At 39.7% G+C, this 22,802-nt stretch carries 21 protein-coding genes; 6 read left to right on the top strand and 15 right to left on the bottom strand.

Annotated features, from left to right (window positions below; all coding sequences use genetic code 11):
- The first annotated feature begins 148 nt into the window (after positions 1-148).
- Positions 149-1,132, top strand: a complete 984-nt coding sequence (locus WA256_RS01090) for an integron integrase (protein ID WP_222760222.1) — start codon at positions 149-151, stop codon at positions 1,130-1,132.
- 456 nt (positions 1,133-1,588) lie between these two features.
- On the opposite strand, the gene corA is transcribed toward WA256_RS01090, so the two are convergent.
- From corA to WA256_RS01060, 6 genes are all read right to left on the bottom strand, one after another.
- Positions 1,589-2,545 (bottom strand): magnesium/cobalt transporter CorA, encoded by a 957-nt coding sequence (gene corA, locus WA256_RS01085; RefSeq protein ID WP_062565023.1) that lies wholly within the window; start codon positions 2,543-2,545, stop codon positions 1,589-1,591.
- Positions 2,546-2,666: 121 nt separating this feature from the next.
- Entirely contained in the window at positions 2,667-3,896 is a 1,230-nt protein-coding gene (locus tag WA256_RS01080) for a serine hydrolase domain-containing protein (protein ID WP_062565022.1), read from the bottom strand.
- 28 nt (positions 3,897-3,924) lie between these two features.
- A complete protein-coding gene (locus tag WA256_RS01075; RefSeq protein ID WP_335988385.1) occupies positions 3,925-4,539 on the bottom strand; it encodes a hypothetical protein in 615 nt (204 codons plus the stop codon).
- Positions 4,540-4,569: 30 nt separating this feature from the next.
- Positions 4,570-4,782 carry a helix-turn-helix domain-containing protein gene (locus WA256_RS01070; RefSeq protein ID WP_054560716.1) on the bottom strand — a complete coding sequence of 71 codons (213 nt, stop codon included), beginning with the start codon at positions 4,780-4,782 and terminating at the stop codon, positions 4,570-4,572.
- A 167-nt stretch (positions 4,783-4,949) separates the two neighbouring features.
- Positions 4,950-5,333: a hypothetical protein gene (locus WA256_RS01065; protein WP_055021296.1), complete on the bottom strand. Its 384-nt coding sequence runs from the start codon at positions 5,331-5,333 to the stop codon at positions 4,950-4,952.
- A gap of 385 nt (positions 5,334-5,718) precedes the next feature.
- Positions 5,719-5,967 carry a hypothetical protein gene (locus WA256_RS01060; protein WP_054560719.1) on the bottom strand — a complete coding sequence of 83 codons (249 nt, stop codon included), beginning with the start codon at positions 5,965-5,967 and terminating at the stop codon, positions 5,719-5,721.
- 155 nt (positions 5,968-6,122) lie between these two features.
- Here WA256_RS01060 and WA256_RS01055 point away from each other — a divergent pair, with 155 nt between their 5' ends.
- On the top strand, positions 6,123-6,893 hold the full coding sequence (locus WA256_RS01055) for an AraC family transcriptional regulator (RefSeq protein WP_335988379.1): 771 nt from the start codon (positions 6,123-6,125) through the stop codon (positions 6,891-6,893).
- Here the strand turns inward: WA256_RS01055 and WA256_RS01050 are convergent.
- The 3 genes from WA256_RS01050 to WA256_RS01040 are packed head-to-tail and all read right to left on the bottom strand — an operon-like array spanning position 6,890 to position 8,504.
- Positions 6,890-7,096, bottom strand: a complete 207-nt coding sequence (locus tag WA256_RS01050) for a helix-turn-helix domain-containing protein (protein ID WP_054560721.1) — start codon at positions 7,094-7,096, stop codon at positions 6,890-6,892. The two genes, WA256_RS01055 and WA256_RS01050, sit on opposite strands and share 4 nt — an antisense overlap.
- Positions 7,096-7,653 carry a DUF2975 domain-containing protein gene (locus WA256_RS01045; RefSeq protein WP_335988375.1) on the bottom strand — a complete coding sequence of 186 codons (558 nt, stop codon included), beginning with the start codon at positions 7,651-7,653 and terminating at the stop codon, positions 7,096-7,098. Before WA256_RS01045 ends, WA256_RS01050 begins: the two co-directional genes overlap by 1 nt.
- Positions 7,650-8,504, bottom strand: coding sequence for an alpha/beta hydrolase (locus WA256_RS01040; RefSeq protein WP_335988373.1), 855 nt, complete (start codon positions 8,502-8,504; stop codon positions 7,650-7,652). The genes WA256_RS01045 and WA256_RS01040 overlap by 4 nt, the downstream gene beginning before the upstream one ends.
- A 264-nt stretch (positions 8,505-8,768) precedes the next feature.
- Between WA256_RS01040 and WA256_RS01035 the strand changes: the two genes are divergently transcribed.
- Positions 8,769-9,917, top strand: a complete 1,149-nt coding sequence (locus WA256_RS01035; protein ID WP_335988371.1) for a hypothetical protein — start codon at positions 8,769-8,771, stop codon at positions 9,915-9,917.
- 57 nt (positions 9,918-9,974) lie between these two features.
- On the opposite strand, the gene WA256_RS01030 is transcribed toward WA256_RS01035, so the two are convergent.
- Together WA256_RS01030 and WA256_RS01025 are read right to left on the bottom strand one after the other, a co-directional pair.
- Positions 9,975-11,561: an RICIN domain-containing protein gene (locus WA256_RS01030; RefSeq protein WP_335988370.1), complete on the bottom strand. Its 1,587-nt coding sequence runs from the start codon at positions 11,559-11,561 to the stop codon at positions 9,975-9,977.
- 116 nt (positions 11,562-11,677) lie between these two features.
- Complete coding sequence (locus tag WA256_RS01025) at positions 11,678-13,282, bottom strand: sensor domain-containing diguanylate cyclase (protein WP_335988367.1); 1,605 nt, start codon at positions 13,280-13,282, stop codon at positions 11,678-11,680.
- Between the two features lie 192 nt (positions 13,283-13,474).
- Between WA256_RS01025 and WA256_RS01020 the strand changes: the two genes are divergently transcribed.
- A complete protein-coding gene (locus WA256_RS01020) occupies positions 13,475-14,014 on the top strand; it encodes a heme NO-binding domain-containing protein (protein ID WP_062565013.1) in 540 nt (179 codons plus the stop codon).
- 1 nt (position 14,015) lies between these two features.
- Positions 14,016-15,743, top strand: coding sequence for a response regulator (locus WA256_RS01015; RefSeq protein ID WP_062565012.1), 1,728 nt, complete (start codon positions 14,016-14,018; stop codon positions 15,741-15,743).
- Between the two features lie 3 nt (positions 15,744-15,746).
- Here WA256_RS01015 and WA256_RS01010 read toward each other — a convergent pair whose 3' ends face one another.
- Positions 15,747-16,883, bottom strand: coding sequence for a helix-turn-helix domain-containing protein (locus WA256_RS01010; protein WP_269408769.1), 1,137 nt, complete (start codon positions 16,881-16,883; stop codon positions 15,747-15,749).
- A gap of 224 nt (positions 16,884-17,107) precedes the next feature.
- Here WA256_RS01010 and WA256_RS01005 point away from each other — a divergent pair, with 224 nt between their 5' ends.
- Positions 17,108-17,920, top strand: a complete 813-nt coding sequence (locus WA256_RS01005) for a DUF2306 domain-containing protein (protein ID WP_269408770.1) — start codon at positions 17,108-17,110, stop codon at positions 17,918-17,920.
- A gap of 67 nt (positions 17,921-17,987) precedes the next feature.
- On the opposite strand, the gene WA256_RS01000 is transcribed toward WA256_RS01005, so the two are convergent.
- The 3 genes from WA256_RS01000 to WA256_RS00990 form a co-directional block, all read right to left on the bottom strand.
- On the bottom strand, positions 17,988-18,989 hold the full coding sequence (locus tag WA256_RS01000) for a family 43 glycosylhydrolase (protein WP_058585593.1): 1,002 nt from the start codon (positions 18,987-18,989) through the stop codon (positions 17,988-17,990).
- 263 nt (positions 18,990-19,252) lie between these two features.
- Entirely contained in the window at positions 19,253-20,749 is a 1,497-nt protein-coding gene (locus tag WA256_RS00995; protein WP_335988359.1) for a hypothetical protein, read from the bottom strand.
- Positions 20,750-21,011: 262 nt separating this feature from the next.
- Positions 21,012-22,787, bottom strand: coding sequence for a sodium:solute symporter family protein (locus WA256_RS00990; protein WP_335988357.1), 1,776 nt, complete (start codon positions 22,785-22,787; stop codon positions 21,012-21,014).
- Between the last annotated feature and the right edge of the window lie 15 nt (positions 22,788-22,802).

The raw sequence follows: 22,802 nt of genomic DNA, 5'->3' as shown, positions 1-22,802 counted from the left end.
TTGCTTCAACTTACCTATTAACAACGACTTACTAATTGCTCTACCGACAAAATGAGCCACTACTCCTGATAAAACAAGCCATTTTTCATACTCAAACTCCTTCTAACACCAATAAACTGTATAAAAAAACAGTTTTGGGAGGTGGGGAATGGCAAGCAAATTCATTGAAGAAATCCGTAGACACATGCGAATGCGAGGCTATAGCCTCAAAACAGAAAAGGCCTATATATACTGGATAAAATACTTCATTCGCTTTAATAAGCTAAAGCATCCTCAAGATATGGGAACGACTGAGGTAACAGCCTATCTGTCTTATCTTGCTAATGAACAACACGTCGCTATCAACACTCAAAAAGTCGCGCTTAATGCGATTGCGTTCCTTTACAACCAGTTTTTACAAAGACCGCTTGGTGATCTAGGTTTTACTTATGCTAAAAAGCAGCGCAAGGTTCCGAGCGTACTTACGCCAAATGAAGTCCAACTGATACTGTCACACCTTTCTGGTGTTAATCACATCATTTTTTCTCTGTTGTATGGTTCTGGACTTAGAGTTAATGAGTGTTTGAGAATTAGAGTTCAAGATCTTGATTTACAAAACCTATCTTTAACCGTGCGAGATGGGAAAGGGAAAAAAGATCGCGTAACTTTACTTAGCCCAACGTTAATTGGTTCTCTTCAATTGCAAATTCAGAAAGCGTCAAAAATACAAGAAGAAGATATCAAACAAGGCATCGGTCCCTCGCTTCCACACGCCCTTGGTAAAAAGTACCCGAACGCTTTTAAACAAATTGCTTGGATGTTTATCTTTCCTTCTTTAAGCATCTGTCGGCACCCACTGACTAATCAGCTTTGTCGGCATCATTTACACGATTCTGCACCAAGAAAGGCTCTCAAACGAGCGGTGCAACAGGCTAAAATCTTTAATAAACGAATAACATGCCATACCTTCCGTCATAGCTTCGCTACCGAACTGCTGCGCTCGGGGCAAGATATTCGTACAGTCCAAGAGCTATTAGGACATTCAGATGTAGCGACGACACAAATCTATACCCATGTTATTGGCGAACATTTTGCGGGTACTGTAAGCCCACTAAATAAAATCTTTATTGAAAACAATAAGGAAAATCAATGATCCTTGCCATGAACCAAACATAACAAAAATTAGGGCTTATTTGGAACAGATACTTGAGTGGAGTAAACAATCTAAATTGCTTTGGGGCAAAACCTTGTCAGCACAAACCACGAAAAATCAAAAGTTTCGATCTTTATTGTCATAGTTCTAGTTATTAATGTCTAGTTTCAAACTTTAATGTAAAACAACAGTAAAGCAATGCGCATACCGACTGCGCTAGTGCCTGCTGTTGAGCGGCTTATCATGGAGTATAAAGATCAAGTTAAAAGTTAGATAAATTACAGTGAGGATTTATCTAACTTTTAGCGTTTGTCTCATTCTTGTTTCACTGTCAAAGTTAGTGAAAAATTAGAGAAATTAGATAAAAGTTAGAAAACCACCTCGCAAGCTACGTTTTTACTGGGCTTTCTAATCTTTTAATCTAATTTTTAGTTATATGTATTTTTTTATGCTTTGTTACAACCAACCTTTATGTTTAAAGAACAAGTAAGGTGCAAAGCCAGACAGCAACATAATGCCAATTGCAAACGGGTAACCCCATGCCCATTGCAGTTCAGGCATGCTGTTAAAATTCATCCCATAGATACTGGCGACAACGGTCGGCGGTAAAAACACCACTGAGGCAATAGAGAAGGTTTTTATAATTTGGTTTTGTTCGATGTTAATAAAACCCTGAGTCGAGTCCATTAAAAAATTCACCTTATCAAACAAAAATGTACAGTGAGACATAAGGGTATCAATATCGAGTACAATTTCACGTAGTGATTCGCGGTCTTCTGTCGGCGCTCCTAGGTGGCGCAGTAAAAACGAGATATTCCGGCGCGTATCCATCAAACATAAACGCACTTTACCGTTATTATCTTCAAGGCGCGAAATTCGACTAACAGCTTCTTCTAAGTCTGAGTCATCCTCTTCAAGTACATAGGCACTGAGTTTTTCTAACTGGTGATGCATGTCTTCAAGCATATCAGCGTGGTTTTCGACTTTTTGGTCAAATAAAGTCACCAAAAGTTGCTTTGGATTATCACACGCTACCTGCCCTTTCCGAGCACGCAATCGTAAAAGACGAAAATCGGCTAGTTCATCATCGCGGATTGTCAGCAAGCAGTTGTCTTGTAGTAAACAAGCCACGGTTACCGTATTAAAGCGCCCTTCATTTGGTGACATGAAAAGCGCATGCACATGCAAGCCTTCATGGTCGATAAAACAACGGGAAGAGGCCTCGATTTCTTCAACATCATCAGCACCGGGTAAGGTGATATTAAGCGTGCTTGCCAGCGCTTGCCGTTCTTCTTCGGTCGGATTTATGGTATCAATCCAGTGGGCATTTTTAATAGAAGTAACAAGCGGTGTATCAACAGCTGGCTCAGTTTCTGTGATCACACCTTGGTCTATAGAAAAAAATCGTAACATGCGCCCTACCCTGAATAATCAATGTAAAGCAAATACTATAGCTGTTCACGTTAATGAACAATGACAATGCTACTAATTACAGGGTAAAGCAGAAAAATAATTTAAACCTAACATCAATTGCTTATTTCGCTTTTTTGAAACGCACCAAAAGCACACCTATCAAGATAATGCCAAGGCCTATTAAGCAAGGTACAAAAGCACTTTGCAAGGCAACATCAAACGCTAAAAAGTCGGGGTAACCGGTTTGCCAAAGCGTCCATTCATAACCGAGCTTTGATGCAATATGTTCACCGCCGCTACTAAGTACGATGATTGCATCATTGTTATCTGGGTTGATGCGAAGTGTGCTATTTATTGCTGGCTCATTCGCGCCATCATGGCCAAACACAAAATCTCCCGATGCTGTTGGTGCATAAAGCATGGTACCTAGCCCCCAAATTGGTGCGCCTAAGCTAATTGCCAAAGGCGCTCGCATGGTACTGATCATTTGCGGGCTTAACTGCCCTGTTTGAGGTGATGTTAATGCTTGCACTAAAGCGATTAAGTCATGGCTACTTGCCAGTAAGCCTGTTGCCGCTGCCGATGCGTATTGAAAATGCCCCGCAGCTTGCCCGCTTTTATCATAAGCAGGTGCGATGTTATCTAACTCAGTGAGTACATCGTAACTAGCATCAGTCATATTGACTGGCTTAAAGACGTTATCAGCCATCCAAGTTGCAAAGCGTTGATTCGTTTTTTCTTCTACCAGCAGCTCCAGCATCAAATAGCCGCCCCCAGAATACTGAAAATCGCCCACAGGCTTGGTGACTTTAATTTCCCGCACACCCGTTGATGATAGCGGCTTGTTTAGCGACGCAAGCAAGCTTGGTACGGTTTCATTTAGCTCAATATCAGCAAAGCCTAAACCATCACCAAGCCCCGCAGTATGAGACAACAGATGAGCAAGGCTAACAGTTTGATTACCAAACTCTGAATCAGGTAACTGCCAGCCCGTCAGTTGCTCATTAATCGCGTGATCTAAACGAATTTGTTGTTGCTCTGCCAGAGTCATCACGCCATAGGCGGTAATAAATTTACTGAGTGACGCCACTGGGAACAGAGTATTTGCGGTTATTTCATCTTTGCTTTTTGAGTAATCTTGAAAAACCACTTGGCCATTTTCAATCAAAACATAAGCAATGTTTGCGTGATTGTTGGCAATCAGTACCTGACTATTAGCAATAAATTGCTCAGTATTGCCCGTTTCGGCAATGGGTTTTAAAAACCAACCACTGACACCACCATATACACAGGTAGCAGCCCAAACAAATGACAAAAATAGCGTTAACAGAATCGTTTTAAACCAGCTCATACCCTATTCCTTGTGTTACAAAGCGCTGTTAAATCACTTCGATTTGCTCAGGTTTTTTGATAAAGAACACCATTAAAATTAATAATGCTGCTGGGAATAAAAACACATTCAAGTAAGCAAAAATCACCGTTAGCTGTAAGATGCACATTAGCAACAATAGGATAGAAAACACCGTTAGCAACGATGACATTCCATGGCGCTTTGTTAGTAATAACGCGGCTGTGATCAAACCTACTAAGGCATACAAGCCTAAACTCCCAGCCGAGACCACCATGGCAATAATTGAAATACTTTCTACTACATCATTCGATGCTTTATCACCAGCTACGGCAAGATAAACATCACATAACACAGTGGCATGAAAAGCTAATACCAACACCGCCAACACACATAACAGTATGCGTACACCTTCAACATCAAACATATCTTTTAGTGCCTTGCGTAAACTCAGGTACACGTAAATTTCAAGTGCACCGATGAGCACGAACACAAGGTCTGAAAAATTTAAGCTTTGTAAATCAAGCTTAACCGCCTCTCCTAAGCCATCGAGTGTTTCGCCAAATACTGAAATCCAGTACATGGGAAAAATGACAGCGAGTAATCCTGCTGCTATGCCGGGTAGTAAATAGTCACGGTTGAGCATATGCCCTCCAAAATCCTGTTGCGTTGAAAGTTATTCGCTATCGCGTTCGTACACCAAAATATCGCCGGGTTGGCAATTAAGCTCTTCACAAATAGCTTCAAGGGTACTAAAGCGGATCGCTTTCACTTTTCCGTTTTTTAGTAATGATAAATTGGTCATAGAAATATCAATGCGCTGAGATAGCTCTTTCAGCTGCATTTTGTTCTTTGCCAATTCTATATCTAGGTTGATTCGTATTTTCATAGTCTAAAAAGTACACAGCGGATTTATGATTGTCAAACTTTATTTTACGATTATCATAAAACAAAGAATGATAAACATAATAACTCAGTAAGTAATTAAACCCATATTTTGACCATTTCAGGCATAAAAAAAGCCAGTAAATACTGGCTTTTCGCTCTATTTATAAGTTAGACATTGGCTTGGTAAGCAGGGATAGCTATCGCCGCTACAATACCCAATAAAAATATGCCACCAATGATCAACACGCCCCAAAATGACCATTGTTTTTGTACTCGTTGAAAATGCTCAACGCTATCCCAACGTTTATTTTGCCATGCCATTTCTCGGCCTTTAAAACCCAGATAAATCGACACAATAAAACCAACATAAGGCACTAAGGCCAATAAGCCAATCCAAGTGCTGTTGCCAATTGCCCAAATCCAACTTAGCAAGAAAGCGCCCCAACTAAAGCCTTTAATGCCCTCGGGTAAATCGTCTACCTTCCCCTGCCCTGAGTTATTTTCAGATGCCATCTGAAGGCTTGCTTCAGGTGGTGTGTAATTATCTGCCATGAGTTTTTCCTTATTATTAATTAAACAGAAACCCTAACTTATAGTACTGGGTGTATTTTAAGCAAGCTAAAGATAAGTACCTAAAGCAGATAATTGTTAGCTGATGTGTTTTGTAACATTTATCTCGTTTCCTTTTCATTTTAAATCACCTAGTCTGGGCACATAACTGCAAGGAGAGAACAATGAAAGACTTACAAAAGTTAGTGGGTAATTTAAATAAATCAGGATTGATTTAAACCAAGCAATCTCTAAACACTACTTAGACACGCTCGCTAATCAATTATGCATTCCTAGTGAACTGGTAATGAGCATTTCACAGAGAGCTTGCCGAATACCAATAAAAATGGGGCGTCTTCGCCCCACTTTAACTCGTAACCAGTAATGATTAATGCGGTTTTTTAGTGCCGTAACGCACCATATCTTTACCGTTTTCATACACTTCACTAGTCACGTAACGGCCAAGTAAAAGTTGATGTTTATCATCAAGTACCGCAATAAATGGGCGGCCATCACTATTATTGGTTGCAAGAGCAACACCTGTTACATTCTCAAGCCCTAAACCGCCAGTTTCAACTAGGCGTAAAAATGTTTCTAACTCGTCTAAGGTTTCAATTACATCGTTATCGTTAATCATCTCAAATACTCAGTGATTGCTAATAGGCGTAGCATAGCAGGATTAAAAACAGGGTGCGAATAACAGCCCAAAAGTAGCTTAGATTTGGACTAAAAATTGACACGGCGCCATACAATTGATGATACTTTCGCTATCGACAGAGGCTGTGAAGTTTAATGAGTAACCATTTAACGCTCGAATTAATGACCCCAAAGGGCAATCTTGCCGATAGCATACAAGCCATTTGGTATGCCACAGCGCACTCTCAAGGAGAGCAATGGCTTGCCTGCGATGGTGCCACAGGGCTTATGTTTCCTGTTGCTGGTGAAGTTTTACTTGATGACAAGCCGCTTGCTGCCCCTTATGCAGTGCAAGAAACATCGACTCAAGCATCTAAAGTCACATTTTCACACGATGCGCAGTTTTGTGGTATTCGTTTTAACCCAACCGTATTGTCTGAACTAAAGCGTAATGCTCACCCACTCCTTGCAGAACAGTCCCTATGTGAAATTGCCGAAGATCTGCAAAATAAAGCCAACTTAGCCGCGTTTGTTGCACTTATTAGCCGCCACTTTACTGATAATAAAAACATTAACCACAGCAACAGGCACTCAAAACACCTAATCCGTAACCTTATTGAGTTAACGCCACTCGAAACTGCTTACCAACTTGCTCCACTCAGTCAACGCCAGCTCGAAAGACAAGTTAAGGATCAATGTGGCGTCACCCCTAAGTATTTTGAGCGTATCTACCGAGTAAAACTTGCTAAACAAGCAATTAAAGACAACCCTGAAATAAGCTTTGCAGATATTGCACTTGAATGTGGCTTTACCGATCAGCCTCATTTAATCAAAGAATTCAAAGCAATAATGCACATCACCCCAGCAAAATACCGCAAGTTATTAAAAAACTCTCAAACTAAACAAACAAAGCTTATTTTGCGCTAGTCATCCTCAAAACGCAGAATATCACCAGGCTGGCAACCTAAGTGCTTACAAATTGCATCTAAGGTCGTAAAGCGCACAGCTTTAGCTCGCCCAGCTCTAAGAACTGATAAGTTTTGTGGCGTAATACCTATCGCTTCAGCTAATTCTGCAGACTTCATTTTTCGCTTAGCTAACACTACATCTAAATCAATAATAATCGCCATTAAATCACTAACTCTTGCTCTTTTTGTAGCTGCTGCGCTTGACCCATGATCCAACCAATAACATAAATAATTAATCCCATCACTAAGCCTATAATATCAGTATCTTGTATAGCCACGACCCTTACGATATCTGATCCTGTTGCCAAGTTAAGAAGAGTTATAAGTAGTGACGGGTAGCACACAACTAGTACAAATTGCGCCAATAATACGCCACCTAACCATTTAAAACATTGTATATTTTCAATAGCGAAGAAGGATCCACGTCGGTAAAGTAAAAACAACCGAATCAGAATTATGTTGATCAGAATAAACGGTAGCAATTGCACAAGACCAAGCCATAAAACACTATCAAAACCATGCTCATTTAATGTTTGTGCTACTCCTTGCCAAGAGCCGCTGACTTCAAGACCAATCCACATATGCGCACCATTACTTTGTGTAAAACTTAAAACATTACTGTCATTGAAAAGCACAATAATGCTTGTTACTAACAAGCTAATAAGCGTAAAAATTAGCAGGCTTAGGATAAACGAACTCATCCAAACAATTTTTTTCATGACGATTTACTCAGTGTTATTTGTTTTAGAAGTTGCTCATAATGAGTCGCTAACAGCTTACCTGTTAACGCATTAGAATGATGCTTCCCTTTTGCAATGTAAATCTGCTTTTGCTGAGATTTTGCATGTTGATATAGTGATTTAGCTAACTCAGGTGGAGTTTGAGTGTCTTTTTCACCGGTAATTATTAATAGCGGTGCTTGATAAACTTGTAACGCTTTTAAATTATCGACTTGTTTAATCTCTTCACTAAACTCAACACTAACAAACGGTTTAGCAAACCACGGAATTCGTGCTGCTGTCATCTGTTCAACATTTGTCACACTCCCTTCGAGTACCAGAGCATCAACGTTACGCTGACTGGCAAGATAACCTGCAATCATACTTCCTAAAGAATGACCATGGATCACCACAGGCAAAGTATTTAGGTCTGATCTGCCTTTTACATAATCAAATACCTGTAATGCATCAGCTTGCAGATTAGCTACACTAGGTACTCCAGAGCTAAGCCCATAACCACGATGATCCATCATTAAAATATTAACTTGAAAAGGTAAAAGTAGCTTGGCAGGTTCCCCACCTGCGGCACTAACGCGAAACTGGTTACCACCGAAGTAAATGACCGTAGCACGAGCATCTGCAACTTTAATAAGGGTCCCCTTAAGTCTAGTACCCTCATCGGTGTTTAAAGTTATCTCCTGCTTTTTGGCGGTGGCATTAACACTTTGTATTTCCTGCATCGTTATTTTTTTATCAGGATATAAAAAGTGAGATTCCTCAACTTTAATTGTCGTACAACCAGTTAATAACAGCACAATCAGCGAAACCACTGCAATAGAACCAAATTTCATTTTCACGATCCTTCTAGTAAAAAAACTACTATGGCACTAGATAAGTTAAAAAACAAACTAAAATTATCGAAAAACGATAATTAATTATTTAATATCGAACATTAAAAGCCCTTCCTTTGAGAAATAACTTTGATCAAAAGCGCTATCTCCTTTAATTCATTATTTTTCAAATTCTGTGTTGAGCGATTTTATTTGCGCTCGGCATTTATCCATAGGATAGTTAACGCAAGCCTACTAAACGAGCTGTAACTAAATAGGATAATCATGAAAAAAGTTTTACTTGCCACCGGCTTAATCGCCTCGTCATTTACTGCATTTGCAGCCAATTTAACCGTTGAAGAACTGCGTATTGAAAAAGCCAGCAAAGCCATGCCAAAGGTGTTAAATGCTTTTTCTGATGAAGTAAAGCAATTTGAAAAACAGTGGCAAGCTGCCACAAGTTATCAGCAAGCAAGTGATCTTATTGATGCTTACGCCAAACAATTATGGCGCGACGCCAAAGCACGTATCATTGAAACCAATAGCTTCGACGACCGTGAACTGTATTGGGCGCGTTTACTTTCAAGCAAGATTATTCGTACCAGCAAACCCCAGTTTGCAATGACCGACAGCGAACAAACCGTGTTATTAACTATGCTTGAAAATGGCAGCCGTGGCCGCACCGACCTTGATTACAGTAAAAAAACCGACAAACGCATTTTAATTACAGGTTTTGATCCATTCTTATTAGATAGAAATATTAATCAAAGTAACCCATCCGGTGTTGCAGCATTATTACTTGATGGCCAAGTGATTAATTACAATGGCATAAGCGCCGAGATCAATACGGTGATGGTGCCAGTACGCTACGAAGACTTTGACCAAGGTATTATCGAATCATTACTTGCGCCATATTACGCACTTAACAATGTCGATATGATTGCCACTATTAGTATGGGCGGTAAAGACTTTGATCTTGAACGCTTTCCAGGTAAACGCCGTAGTGTAACGGCGCCCGATAACGCCAATATTGTGTATGGCGGCACAGCCACTGCACCGAAAATTTCGAGCCTTAACGACCGCCCTCTTCCAGGCAATGAGTTTGTAACGTTCAGCTTACCAGTTAAGCAGATGCAACAAGCCAAAGGGCCATTCCCAATCAACGACAATCACAAAGTCGTTACGCTTGAAAAAGCATTTGAGCCACAATCACTTAAAGAATTAGAAGGTGCGATTGCAGTAAAAGGCGGTGGCGGCGGCTACTTATCAAATGAAATTTCGTATCGTAGTATTCGCCTACGTGATGAGCTTAATTCAGACATTCCTACTGGGCATATTCACACCCCACGTATTCAGCAATTTGAGCCAGAAACTGAAGCTAAAATTGTTAAGCAAATTAAAGCAATGCTTGAGCAAAGCTTAGTTGCAATTTAAAGCGTTAAGCTCAGCTATAAAGCAATAGCTGAGCTTTTTCCAATTCACAATTGATACTTATTGTGGACCTGTACCGCCATTCACTTTACTGCCCAAAGAACTTGGATCATCTAATCGATATGGGTAAAGCTGAATATCACCGAATACTGTTGCCCCGCTATCTCGATATTGATCAGTTGCAGAACTTCCAGTGTAAACATTTCCTGAGGCACTAAAATAACCAGAGCCTTGATTCCAGTGAGGTTTCGCTGAATTTTCAAAGTAATTATTTTCCACTAAAACCTCAGCGCCATTCCCCGCACTAATTGAAAAATAAGTAATGTTCTTCCAGTAATTATTAAACATATGCACACGAGAGTTATAGCCATCTACTTTAGGGTTTCGCCCTGCAGCTGTATCCCAAAAATTGTGATGCGCTGTTATTTGAGAGTTTCTGAATAAATGAGTATACCAATGCTGGTTAGCGCAAACTTGAGGGTTATATCCATAAAAACGATTCCAACTTAAAGTAACGTTTTGACTATTGTCTACATCAATATATCCATCACTGATTTTATTAAATGCCATGTGATCAACCCATACATGACTACTATCATCTATTGAAATAGCATCACCTGCTTCTACAAGGGCTGGGTTAATACCCTCAAGCATAATGTTCTTAATAATAATATTTCGCTGCTTGCTAATAACGAGGCTAGCACCAATTATTTTCGAGTTTTTACCTAACCCTTGCAGCGTTTTATTTGATTGCACAATGATACGTCTATCATTACGGGTAACATTCACGGTTGAGTTTGAGCTACTTCCCAACTCACTACAGCTTTGATTACCAACGGGAATTCTGTACCACGTCTTACCGTAATCTCCCCATTGACCACAATCAAGTGGACAAGCTGGTACCGTTCTATTGGCGGTTCGACAATCAATCACGGTGTTATCTGGGACCTGAATAACCGCAGCAGAGCCTGAACTCAATGCAGTACTTAAATCATCACAGCTATATACTGTGATGGCAGTGTTATTACCACCACCGGTCGTTGTGCTCAATCCATCTTGACCTACTTGAGATGCAAAGCCTATTAAGTCACTGGGAGTGGTTCCAGTAGTCCCACAGTCGCCATTTACTGGATTAATAAACCATCTTTGTGAACTGATCCCAGCATCATCATTTTGATAAACATTTGCAGTATTATTTGAGCCTGCAACTGTCAAAGATTTACCAGTTAACTTATTGACGATATTGAAGCCGCCCGATGAAGATGCTTTTAACAACCAACGTTGATTAGCCCCTTGCCAATCATCATAAGCAATTATATTTGCACCATTTGATTGCGATGAGTTCAACACATCAAGAACTTTATTGTTAAATTTAGAGCGTATAATCCAATAGCCATCTGTTTCTTGAATAAGCTGAAACTTTTGGTTATTTCCACCCCAGTATTCGTAGCTAATAATATTCGGGGCTGAGCTAGAATCACTGGTATTTACATCAAGTGCAAGGCCAGAGCCTCTATTAATAATGGAATATACAGTGCCAGATTCAGGCATAGCACTACACTGTTGTGCATGAACAGCACTCTGAGCAAAACACGCAACTGCTAGTAGGCATAATGCTAACAGTTTAGTTTGGTTTAAAATCTTCAAGACTATCTCCTTTATTATATTTGTAATATAAAATTACACTATTAAAGAGATAGCTTAATTTATCCGTACCCAAAAGCACCCATTTATGTTTATTTAATGTAAACAAATGTTAAAAACTATCCAGCAACGCAGCAATTTCGACCTTGCTTTTTCGCTTTATAAAGCGCGTCATCCGCTATTTTAAACAAGCTATCTGAATCAAACGCCTCATTAGCAGCCTTACTGGCAACACCTATCGATAAAGTAACATAGCTTAAGTCTGCACGGCCTTGGTGAGTAATGTGAGCTGACGCAACAGCAGTTCGTAGCGTTTCAGCCACTTTGAGTGCCTCCTGCTTATCTGTATTGCTTAGCACAATTACAAATTCTTCGCCGCCATAGCGGGCAACAAAGTGACTGCCTGGATTGGTATTATCTTTAAGAAGATTGGCGACTTCACAAAGCGCTTTGTCACCTTGATCATGTCCATAATAGTCATTGTAGAGTTTAAAATGATCGATATCGGCGACAATCATTGAAATAGGCTGCGATGCTAAATCTGTATCGCTGGCAAGCATGGTAAAGTGTTTATCCAATGCCCGGCGATTGGCAAGCGTCGTCATTGAATCGGTATTGCTGATATGCTTTAACTTCTGGTGGCGCTCTAAAATTTCTGCGCGTTGATTTTCTATCAAAGTAAATAACTCATTCATACCTCGCCCGAGCTGGTGCAATTCGTTATTGCCAAAATACTCATCCCGAGCGCTAAAGTCGTTATTTCTGATTGCTGAATTTACCAATATGTAGAGCTTTCTGAGTGGCCTTAAAACCTGTTGATTTATATATAAATAAAACAAAATAAATACAGAACCAGAGATCAATAAACCGGTAATTAAAGAGCTATCAAACAAACTTCGGTCGTAAGTCCGTTCACGGGATGCGATAGATAGCACAAACAGTAAGTCTCCAGCTTGATCATTGACTCCTAAGTAAAGCCGCCGATTGTATTGAGTAGTCTCGAGTGCACTCCTTTTTTCACCAAACATCCTAATTAGATGTTCCTTATATTTTGGTGCTTCATCAGTGCCATAAAAGCTAATATCATTTGCTAACCCTGGTGTTAGATTTTCGACAAAGCCTTCATCAATAAAGCTCCAAAGCAGTAACGTAGCCACAAATTCACCGGAGCCATCAGACTTCGTTACATTGTAAGCGACGGTGACGGCAGGCGTTTTATCTATAGTAATAAACCGGACTTTATGGATTAACTCAGATTGGCTAGTGGTTATATCGTCAGATAAGATTATTAGGTCGTTTTTTATCAACAAATTGGGGCTTTCTAAAACCGTTGGTGAGTAAGGCTTATAATCATTATTAAAGCTGCCACCGCCAATAATATTTGCCTGTGTATCATATAAATACCAACCATTTACGTCTAACCGCTGTAGTGCGTCAGCGATAACATAATCACTATTAAACCACTGAGTATCACGTTGCTGTGCAGCTTTATACATGGTATCCCAAGCTGAGCTATCGAAGACCATTTTTGACAGGGCATCAATCTCTTGCTGAAGTTGTGACTCCACGCGCTGAATATCAATCCGATCATTTTGTTTTGTCATCGCTTCAAACGTTGGCAAAATCCAAAAATGCCGAATAATTGTTTGCGCCAACAAAATAGCAAAGCACGCCGCGGTGAAAGCAAGTAATAAGCGTTTTTTGAGCCTCGCACCAATCACCATAAAACATTAAACCCAGCAGAATCAAAAATACATTAGTACTAAAAAGTATAACCTTGTTTGGCCAGTTTGCTTGCTAGGCTTTAATTTTTCAGCAAATTTGAAACCTTATCCATACTAAAGTTCACCGGTGAAAAATTGTAATATCTCTCTTTACATCTAAACTTTTAGTATGAAGATTTATTGGGCTATCGTATGAAAGGTATTGTCTTTACCGAGTTTTTAGAAATGGTCGAAAATGAGTTTTCTTATGAAGTTGCAGACAAAATCATCGAAGAAAACTCACTTACTTCAAACGGCGCTTATACTAGCGTTGGCAATTACGATAATACAGAGCTGCTATTGTTGGTCAGCTCATTGAGCAAACATATAAATAAACCCATTGATGAACTGGTTCATGCTTACGGTAAGCATTTGTTAAAACGCTTTTTTGTTTTGTATCCACATTTCTTTGATAGTGTTGAAAATACTTTTGATTTCCTTGATACCATTGATCGACACGTACATATTGAGGTCAAAAAGCTCTACAACGATGCAGAATTGCCAAGCTTTGAAACAAAACGAATTAGTCACTGCGAAATGCAAATGTTTTATCGATCAGGTAACCCATTTGCATGTTTAGCTGAGGGCTTGATTGAAGGCGCCTGTGAGCATTTCAATGAAATTATTACCGTTAAAAGTGAGATTGACGATAACTATCAATCTGCCACTTTTACTCTAACAAAAGAAGCTTAATGTGGATGAAGAACTCTACAAACGTAGAATAGAACGAGAGCGCCAGGCTCGAAAACAAGCCGAAGCGCTTTTAGAACAGAAGTCCTTAGAGTTATATGAAGCAAATATGACGCTAAAACATGCCGCCGAAAATCTAGAAAAAGAAGTTATCCTTCGCACCCAAGATTTGAATAAAGCAAAAGAGATGGCCGATGCCGCCAACCAAGCTAAATCAATGTTTTTAGCGAATATGAGTCACGAAATCCGCACCCCTATGAATGCAATTTTAGGCATGGCACACCTCGCCCTCGATACTGAATTAACCGACAAGCAATATGATTACGTCGAGAAAATCCAACTGTCGGCCAAATCACTGCTTGGGATTATTAATGACATTCTCGATTTTTCTAAAATTGAAGCCAACAAGCTTGAACTTGAAAACAATGATTTTAACTTAAATGACTTTCTCGCTAACCTAGCTAATTTAGCCAGCAGCTTAATTGAGAAAAATAACATCGAAGTCATTTTTGATATTGACGATGACATACCCGAGTTTTTAATCGGTGATGCACTTAGACTCAATCAAGTATTATTAAATTTACTAAGCAATGCGATTAAATTTTCGAACCAGCAAAATGTCACGCTAAAAATGACAAGAGAGTCAAAAACCGATACCTCTATTTGTATTAATTTTCAGGTGATTGACCAAGGTATTGGCATGTCACAAGAGCAAGTTAATAGTGTGTTCAAGCCCTTTTCTCAAGCTGATGTTTCTACAACCCGTAAGTTTGGTGGTACGGGTCTTGGTCTTGTTATCAGTAAAAAGATCATCGAACTAATGGGTGGGCATATTGAGGTTAAAAGCCAATTAAACAAAGGAAGTTGCTTTAGTTTTGACGTGTCATTTGCGCTATCGGCTATGCAAAGCTGCCACGACAAAGACATTTTTAAACATAAACGTGCTCTTATTATTGAGCAAAGCGACAAACCTGAAACTATTTTACATGACATGCTCAAAGTATTAGACATCAATGTGCAGACGATTAATTGCCTAGATGAAAAGCTATCTAAGGTCGATATTAGCCATAATTACGACTTCATTTTTTTAGACTGGCACGTACTAAACTGTGAGCAAAATAACATTTTAGAGAACCTCAAAAAGCAGCTTTCTATCGATATTAAAAAAACCATTATTCTCGCATCTTTTGAAAACCAAGAAGTTAAAGACACGCTAAGTACACTTGATAAAACCGTTGAAGAAATATTATTAAAGCCAATTATTAAAGGAAACTTACTAAAAACCCTCGAGCATGTGATGGGTATCGCTACGAAAAAAGAGACCAGAGTCGACAATACATGCTTTAAAAAGCTCGCCGGCTCAAAAATACTGCTAGTTGAAGACAACCCGCTTAACCAACAAGTTGCATCGCAAATACTACGCTCAAATGGCTTTATTGTTGATATTGCCGAAGATGGCATAGCAGCGATTGAAGCTGTAGAAAAAGGCACTTTCGATTGTATTTTGATGGACTGCCAAATGCCAAGAATGGATGGTTATACCGCAGCGAATAAAATCAAACAGCAATCAAAGTTTGCCCATATTCCAATCATCGCCATGACCGCCAACACCATGGAAGCCGACCTAACTAAAGCTAAAGAATCAGGAATGCAAGGCTATATAGCCAAGCCAATAGAAGTGCAAACCATGTTTGAGGTCATTGCTGAGCATTTAACGCAAAAGCCACTGTAACTTCTAGTCAGTAAGCTCTAAGACTTTTTGTTCAACTAATGAGTTGTTCTGCTTACGAAACTCATTTGGGTTAACCCCAACAATGCTTTTAAAAACACGGTTAAAGGTAGCAAGCGAAGAAAAACCACTTTCCATTGCAATACTTAAAATGCTCCAATGACTTGCTTCGTCCTTAAGTAGCAGCCCTTGTGCATGCTTTACTCGGTACTGATTAATAAATAAATTAAAATTAGATGCTTTAAAATGATGGCGAATAGTGCGGCTAATCTTATACTCAGGTACTGCTAATGCTTGTGCAAAGTCAGAAATTTTCAAATTAGTTTGCAAATAAACCTGCTTATTGATCAGTGCTTCTATATCAGTAATAAGCTCAGGCTCTACCTCTTTATTTTCAGATTGTTCAGCCTGATGGGTAGCTTTCACTACCTTTTCAGAGTTCACCACTTTACTATCAACAGCTTCAGGCACGCTACTGTGGGGAGGGTTTTGCAAAAACATTACTAGCTGCATTGCAAATACAATCAACAATGCAGATGAGGTAATTATAAGTGGCTCAAATTGTTGAAATTCGCTTTCACTGAATAAAAACTTAGGCAGTATGCTGGCATTAAATACCGCTAAAAAGTAGCAACTAGCAAAAATACTTGCCTGTAACTTTTGCGTTTGTGATTTCTCTTTATAGCCCCGTAACGCTTCCCAAAAAGACAACACCAGAATACTTGAAGATAGCAACACCGTTATTTCGGCCATACCTTGCTTTAAACGCCACAAGAATTGGCTATCAGGGAAAACTTGCACATCAATACTCACCAAATAATGCCAAGTTTGGTTAAACATAATTAAACCCGCAATAGCAACAGCCACGGCAATATGTACCGTAGAAATAGGCTTATGCTTACGAAACAAAGTGCGTGATATAAGCCAAGACATATTACAGGTTGCGCAGGTAAATAATCCGATTAAATAACTGTAAACACCAATACTTGGTGCACTGATTTTTTGCACCCCAACCATGCAAAGCGAACCGCAAAATACTGCAAACAGATAATGAATAAGCTGCTTCTCTTTTTTCATACCATTTAGCAGCATGAGCCCCATACAAACAAAAACGAGTAAGTAATAAGGAGAAGTATTTTGCATAACTCTACATACCTTAAATTGGGAGTTTGATGAATTATTTACCAATCAGATAAGTTTACTTTTTCAAGATCAACATAGCAAAAAGAGTTTGTTAGTGAATATGTCAAACCCTGTGTGAATTCTCATAAATAAACACAATATTTCATTGATCAAATTTCGAATTTGAGAAGAAATCTTGCTCTAGCCCTTTATATTAGCGGTATTAGAAAAATGTAATGGAATTGATGATGTTTAACAAAGATAGCAAACTCACACCTTTAAAAGCGCTCGAATACAGTAAAAAGCTTTGGTTTATTAGCCTGCTAATGGCGCAAACTTGCTTTGTGATTTACCTCATTCTTGGTTATGGAATGACAGGGTTAACTACAGGCCTATCAGATTGGAACCGACTTAATAACACCGCCTATGTTGCTAATGATGCCACAGGGAATTTCATGTATGCAGTGCATGTATTATTTGCGGTAGTGATGATCCTTGGCGGAAGCTTACAACTCATTGAAAAACTGAGGGCAAAATACAGAGCATTCCATCGCTACAATGGCCGCGTATTTGTTGTTTTAGCTTGCTGTATTTCATTTGCTGGCATGTATTTAATGATTGTAAGAGGAACGGTTGGTAATACACTGATGCATGCACTGACAATGTTTGGCGGTTTAGTTGTTATCGTATCAAGTATATTTGCAGTGAAAACAGCACGGGTTCGTAACTTCAACGCTCATCAAAGGTGGGCTATACGGTTATATCTTGCTGCTAATGGTGTGTTGTTTTTTAGATTACTGATATTTGCATGGTTTTTAGTATTTGGCACCTTAGGCGTCGATACCGCAACATTCACAGGTCCTGCCGTACTTGCTGTTAGCCTTTGCTCTTACTTAGTACCACTTTTAATAGCCGAGCTTGTCCGCTATGCAGCTCGTACGAATATTACGTTTATCACTATCGGCACTGCCTGTTTAATGACGCTAATATCAATCGTGTTCTTAATCGGCTTATTTGGAGTGACGCTGGCAAACTGGTACCCCGCTATTCTTGGCTAACTAACTCTCATACAATAAAGCCACCTAAGTTGGTGGCTTTATGAACTTAATTTACGTCACTATAAAATTAATACAGTTCAAATAGCGGACGACCATTTTCGTCGTATTTCACTTCCATAACTCGAGCGTGACGATTTGGATCGTAAAGCGGATCTTTTACAATCTCTTCTAGTGGACGGGTGTCTGTTTTTGGCACCACACTTGGTTCACCAACTGCGTGCTCATAGTCACGAGCATGGTAAATACACAGTGGCGTTTCACCATCTTCAGCTACTGTAAAACAGTTATGACCTGGGCCGAAAATGTTTTTTTCAACACTTGTTTCAAGCACTGGCATACGTGTTTTAGTCCACGAGTTACGATCAAGTAAATCGCTGTTTTCGTCTGCTTCCATATAACCCATGCAGTAACATGCACCTGTTGCGCTTGCAGAGAAAGCAATGAAGATTTTACCGTTATTTTTAAGTACTGCCGGGCCTTCGTTTACCCAAAAGTCGACACGTTCCCAATCGTAATCTGGTGTCGTCAGCATAAACTGTGCTGTTTTTAACTTAATTGGAGATTCCATCTCCGCTAAATACAGGTTTGATGCAGCAAATTGACCGCCGGTTTTCTCTGCCCAGCAAAAGTAACGCTTACCGTTGTTTTCAAAAATGGTGGCATCTAAAGAAAAATCAGTGAACGACTTTTCATCGCCCTCAGCCGCTTGCATCATGCCAAGTTCAACCCACTCATCATTTAGCGGATCTTGACCTTTACACTCAAGCACATACGGGCGTAATGCCCAAATATCATCTTCTTCACTGGCAGCAAAGTAGATATACCATTTGCCATCGAGGTAATGAATTTCAGGTGCCCAGATATGACGGCTCATTGGGCCGCTGTCATGTTTAAACCAAATATCAAAGGTTTCAGCGTCTTTTAAGCCCTCTAATGTCGCAGACTTACGAAGTTCAATGCGATCATACGTTGGTACAGAACCTGTAAAATAATAAAAACCATCGCTGTGCTTATGCACAAACGGATCGGCACGCTGCTCTACTAACGGACTATTTGTTTGTAATGTCATCTTGAAACCTGATCGTTAAATTTTAATTTGTATTATTTTATTACTTTTGAGTAAGAACACAAATATAACATTATTTTTAACAGACAGTGAAAAGAAATGTAAGGACAAGCTATAAGATGCCCAAGCTTTATTGGCGAAAGTTAAGGAATAGCATTACATGGAATAGGTTTAATATGGAGCAGCAAGCTTAAGGCTTCTCAGATAAACCTCAAACTTGCTTGAATAAAAAGGGGGATCCCCATCCACCCTTGATTTAGATATCGCTAGAGCGATTTGGCTTTATATATTTTCTTTGCTTTTTTCGAGAGCACTACATCAACAGGCATAACATCTCCCGATACTTTTTTAACCGTTAAGGTATGCGCTCCAGCTGCTAAATCATGTTTTTCGAACACAATACTTTGAACTTGACGGTAGTTGTTACCATCAAAAATAGAGTATATGCCTTGTGATTTACCATCTAAGAAAACCTCAACGTCACCATGGTTAATATCTTTTGAGGTCGCAAAGACAATACTCGAACCACTAAAGTCATAACTAAACGACGCACCATTGACAGTAGTCATATGCAAATCTTGCTTATATTCGCCAGTATTTGTTTGCTCAGATCTCACCCAGTTGCCATTTTCGCTATACTGAATTCGAGGATCATCATCGTTTACAAGCTCTAAGCCTGAATAAGTGGTGTCAGATGTTGTACCAACCGTGTTTCCTACCGTTTGAATTTGCACTAAGCGGTCAACTATCCAGCTGCCGTTTGGATTAATAGCCACATCTAAAGTTGTGACACCCCCAGCCCTTGCGATGTATTTTACTCGGTTTGCTACCTCATTATTACTGTATTTTAAGCTGCGCTTAACTTGCCCCCAGCCACCAAATAATGGATCTTCTTGCGAGGTATACGTAAAGCCATGCCATTGCACTTTTGTACCGAGCGCCGTGGTTACTTCACCTGATTTTGGAATAGGCGGTAGCTCATTATGCTCACCTTGGGTGTAGTTACTTTGTGGGTCATTCGGAATAAAGCTGTACTCAAAACCATCACTAATAGTAATCACTGCATTCGGGTTACCACTACGCACTGATTTCGCTAGCTGATCAGCTACTGGGTAGTCATTATTAGCCGCAAGTTCTTGCTGCGATTCATCTGCTTGATACCAACCATCAAACCACCAACCGGCAATATTATCACCCCAGGTTTGGGCTCTTTCACTCACAAAGCCATTGATAAACCAGTCTGGGTATGGCGCTTTCACTTTTTTGCCCGTCCATCTATCACCTAAGTGTGAAGGTAGATATGCAATTAGCTTGATGCCTTTTGCTTTAAGCGCCAGCGCCATATCCAGAACAAGGTCACGGGTTGGCGTATAATCAGCCTGATTAGAATTAACTTGTGTGATACAACCCGGTGCAATATGTTTACTCGGACATGCAGGTGAGTGTAAATCGTAAATATCACTGGTCGTAGATAAGTAACCACGGTTTTGGGTAATGGTAAAAATTACATAACGATAACCAAGCTTGGCGGCTTTATCAGCATAATCGTTGACATCAAAACCATTAACGTAGTTATTCCACTCGTTATAGTCTGTAATTTGGTACCACGCATTATCCATAGTGCCACCAGCAAGATAGTGATGACTAATCCCCCACTTGGCATCTTGCATCCATTTAACTTCTTTAGGTAACTCTGCAGCACCCACATTAATACTACTTGCTAAGGCAACACCAGATAGGATTTTATGGATTTTACTATTCATAGCAACTAAACCACATGAAAATAAGGAATGTAACGAGCTTATTAAATTTACAAACGAGCAACAATTAAATTACACAAAAACAAGCAACTACCATTCATTCGTTTCATATTTAACGCTTTAAAATTATTGGTATTTTAAAAATGAAATATTCTTATCAATATGAATTTTCTTATTTACCAATTAAAAAATGTTAATAAAAAAGCCATACGATGCTTATTTAAAAACAACGTATGGCTTGCGACACAACTAGGAGTTTAAATTGTTATACTTCTTGCCTTAATGAGGCTATCACTTTCGGCATTTTACGCTTTACAACCCAACCAGAGGCCACAATCACAATTAAGTAATAGCCAAAGGTTTGCCAATCTTCAAATAAGGCATTACCAATACCGAGCAGTAGCGAGTAAATAAATGCAATACTCGCAACACAAGCAATAGCGTTATCTTTAATCCCCGCCGCGATTGGTTCAATGCCTGTTAAATCTCTGACTTTTTTCCAGCCGCGGCCGTGGATTTTTAAGCGACTATAAAACTCAATGGTTTTTGGGCTTGGGGTTTTACTTGAGGTCATTAGGGTAACAACTAAGCACACAACCAAGGTTGTCATCGTGGTTGCTAGCATGCGCACGGCAAACCACTTAGCCTCGCCTTCATCGGGTAATATGTACATCATCGCATTACCGACAATAACGGCAGTAATAAGCGCGCTAATTTCAGACCACACATTTATTCGCCACCAATACCAGCGAGCGATAAGTACCACAGAGATTGGAATGATGATTACCGAAATATATTCATAAGCGCCTAGAATACTTTCAAGTTGAGTCGTTACAATCAGAGCAACCAAAGTAAGGGCTAACATGCTGATCCGAGCAGCCTTAATGTAATGTGCTTTTTCTCGGCCTTTAACTAAGTAAGGCTCGTAAACATCATTGACTAAATAAGACGAGCCCCAGTTAAGTTGAGTATCGAGCGTACTCATAAAAGCAGCAAGTAAAGAGGCGACCATAATGCCTTTTAAACCAACTGGTAAGAATTCATCTATCATCATTGGGTATGATTGCTCTGCATCTACCAACGATGGAAAGTAAACCAAAGAGGCAACACCCACGATAATCCAAGGCCAACTTCTTAACACGAGATGGCAAAAAGCAAACCAATATAAGCTCAACATGGCATCTTTCTCACTGCGGGCAGCAAGTGTGCGCTGTAAGAAAAAACCAAACCCGGGCGCGTAATTTAGCCAACCAATACAAACTAAAATAACAAAAGTTGCGGTTTTTAGATCCCATTCAAAGTCGGGGATCATTTTGAGTGTATCGCTATTAAACCCAGGAGATGCCTCAACCGCAGCAACGATGCCACCGTGATCTTGTAAGTCGACATAGACAATAATAGCTAATACCACAGAACCCACTATTGCCAAGGCAAATTGAATTAAATCGGTATATACAACGCCATATAAACCAGACATCGCGGTATACACCACAGCAGCAATAGCAAGCACAATCAAAATAAGCGTAGTCGCGGTGATTGGGCCAAACAGAGGGATTTCGAACAAGGGCTCAGCCGAAAGGCCTAAAATCACCACAATAATTTTCGACATAGCGAGAGTAACAGATGCGATGATAATGCAGTTAACAAACACGCCATCAAAAATAGCTTTAAAAATTCTTAAAAAATCAGTGGCTTTACTCTTATCATATCGCTGTGAGATAAGCTCAATTTCGGTCAGTGCTTTTGATCTTCGCCATAAATTAGCAAAGAAGAACACCGAAATTATCACGCCAATTACACTTACCCACCAAATCCAGTTTGCGTAAATGCCTTGCTCTCGCACAGCCCCTGCTACAAACAAGGGTGTATCAGATGAAAAGGTGGTGGCCACCATGGATGTGCCCGCGATATACCAAGGTAAAGATCGCCCTGCGACAAAAAAATCAGCCGTACTTTCACTGGCCTTTTTTGTAAAGAGCATCCCGATAACAACCGCTGCTACTACATAAAATGCAACTATTAACCAATCAATTAAGACCATGTGAATCCCCCGATG

The organism is Pseudoalteromonas sp. CH_XMU1449-3 (assembly GCF_037027245.1).
In the GTDB taxonomy this organism is placed as follows: Bacteria; Pseudomonadota; Gammaproteobacteria; order Enterobacterales; family Alteromonadaceae; genus Pseudoalteromonas; species Pseudoalteromonas shioyasakiensis.
This window is presented reverse-complemented; position numbering and strand designations above follow the sequence as displayed.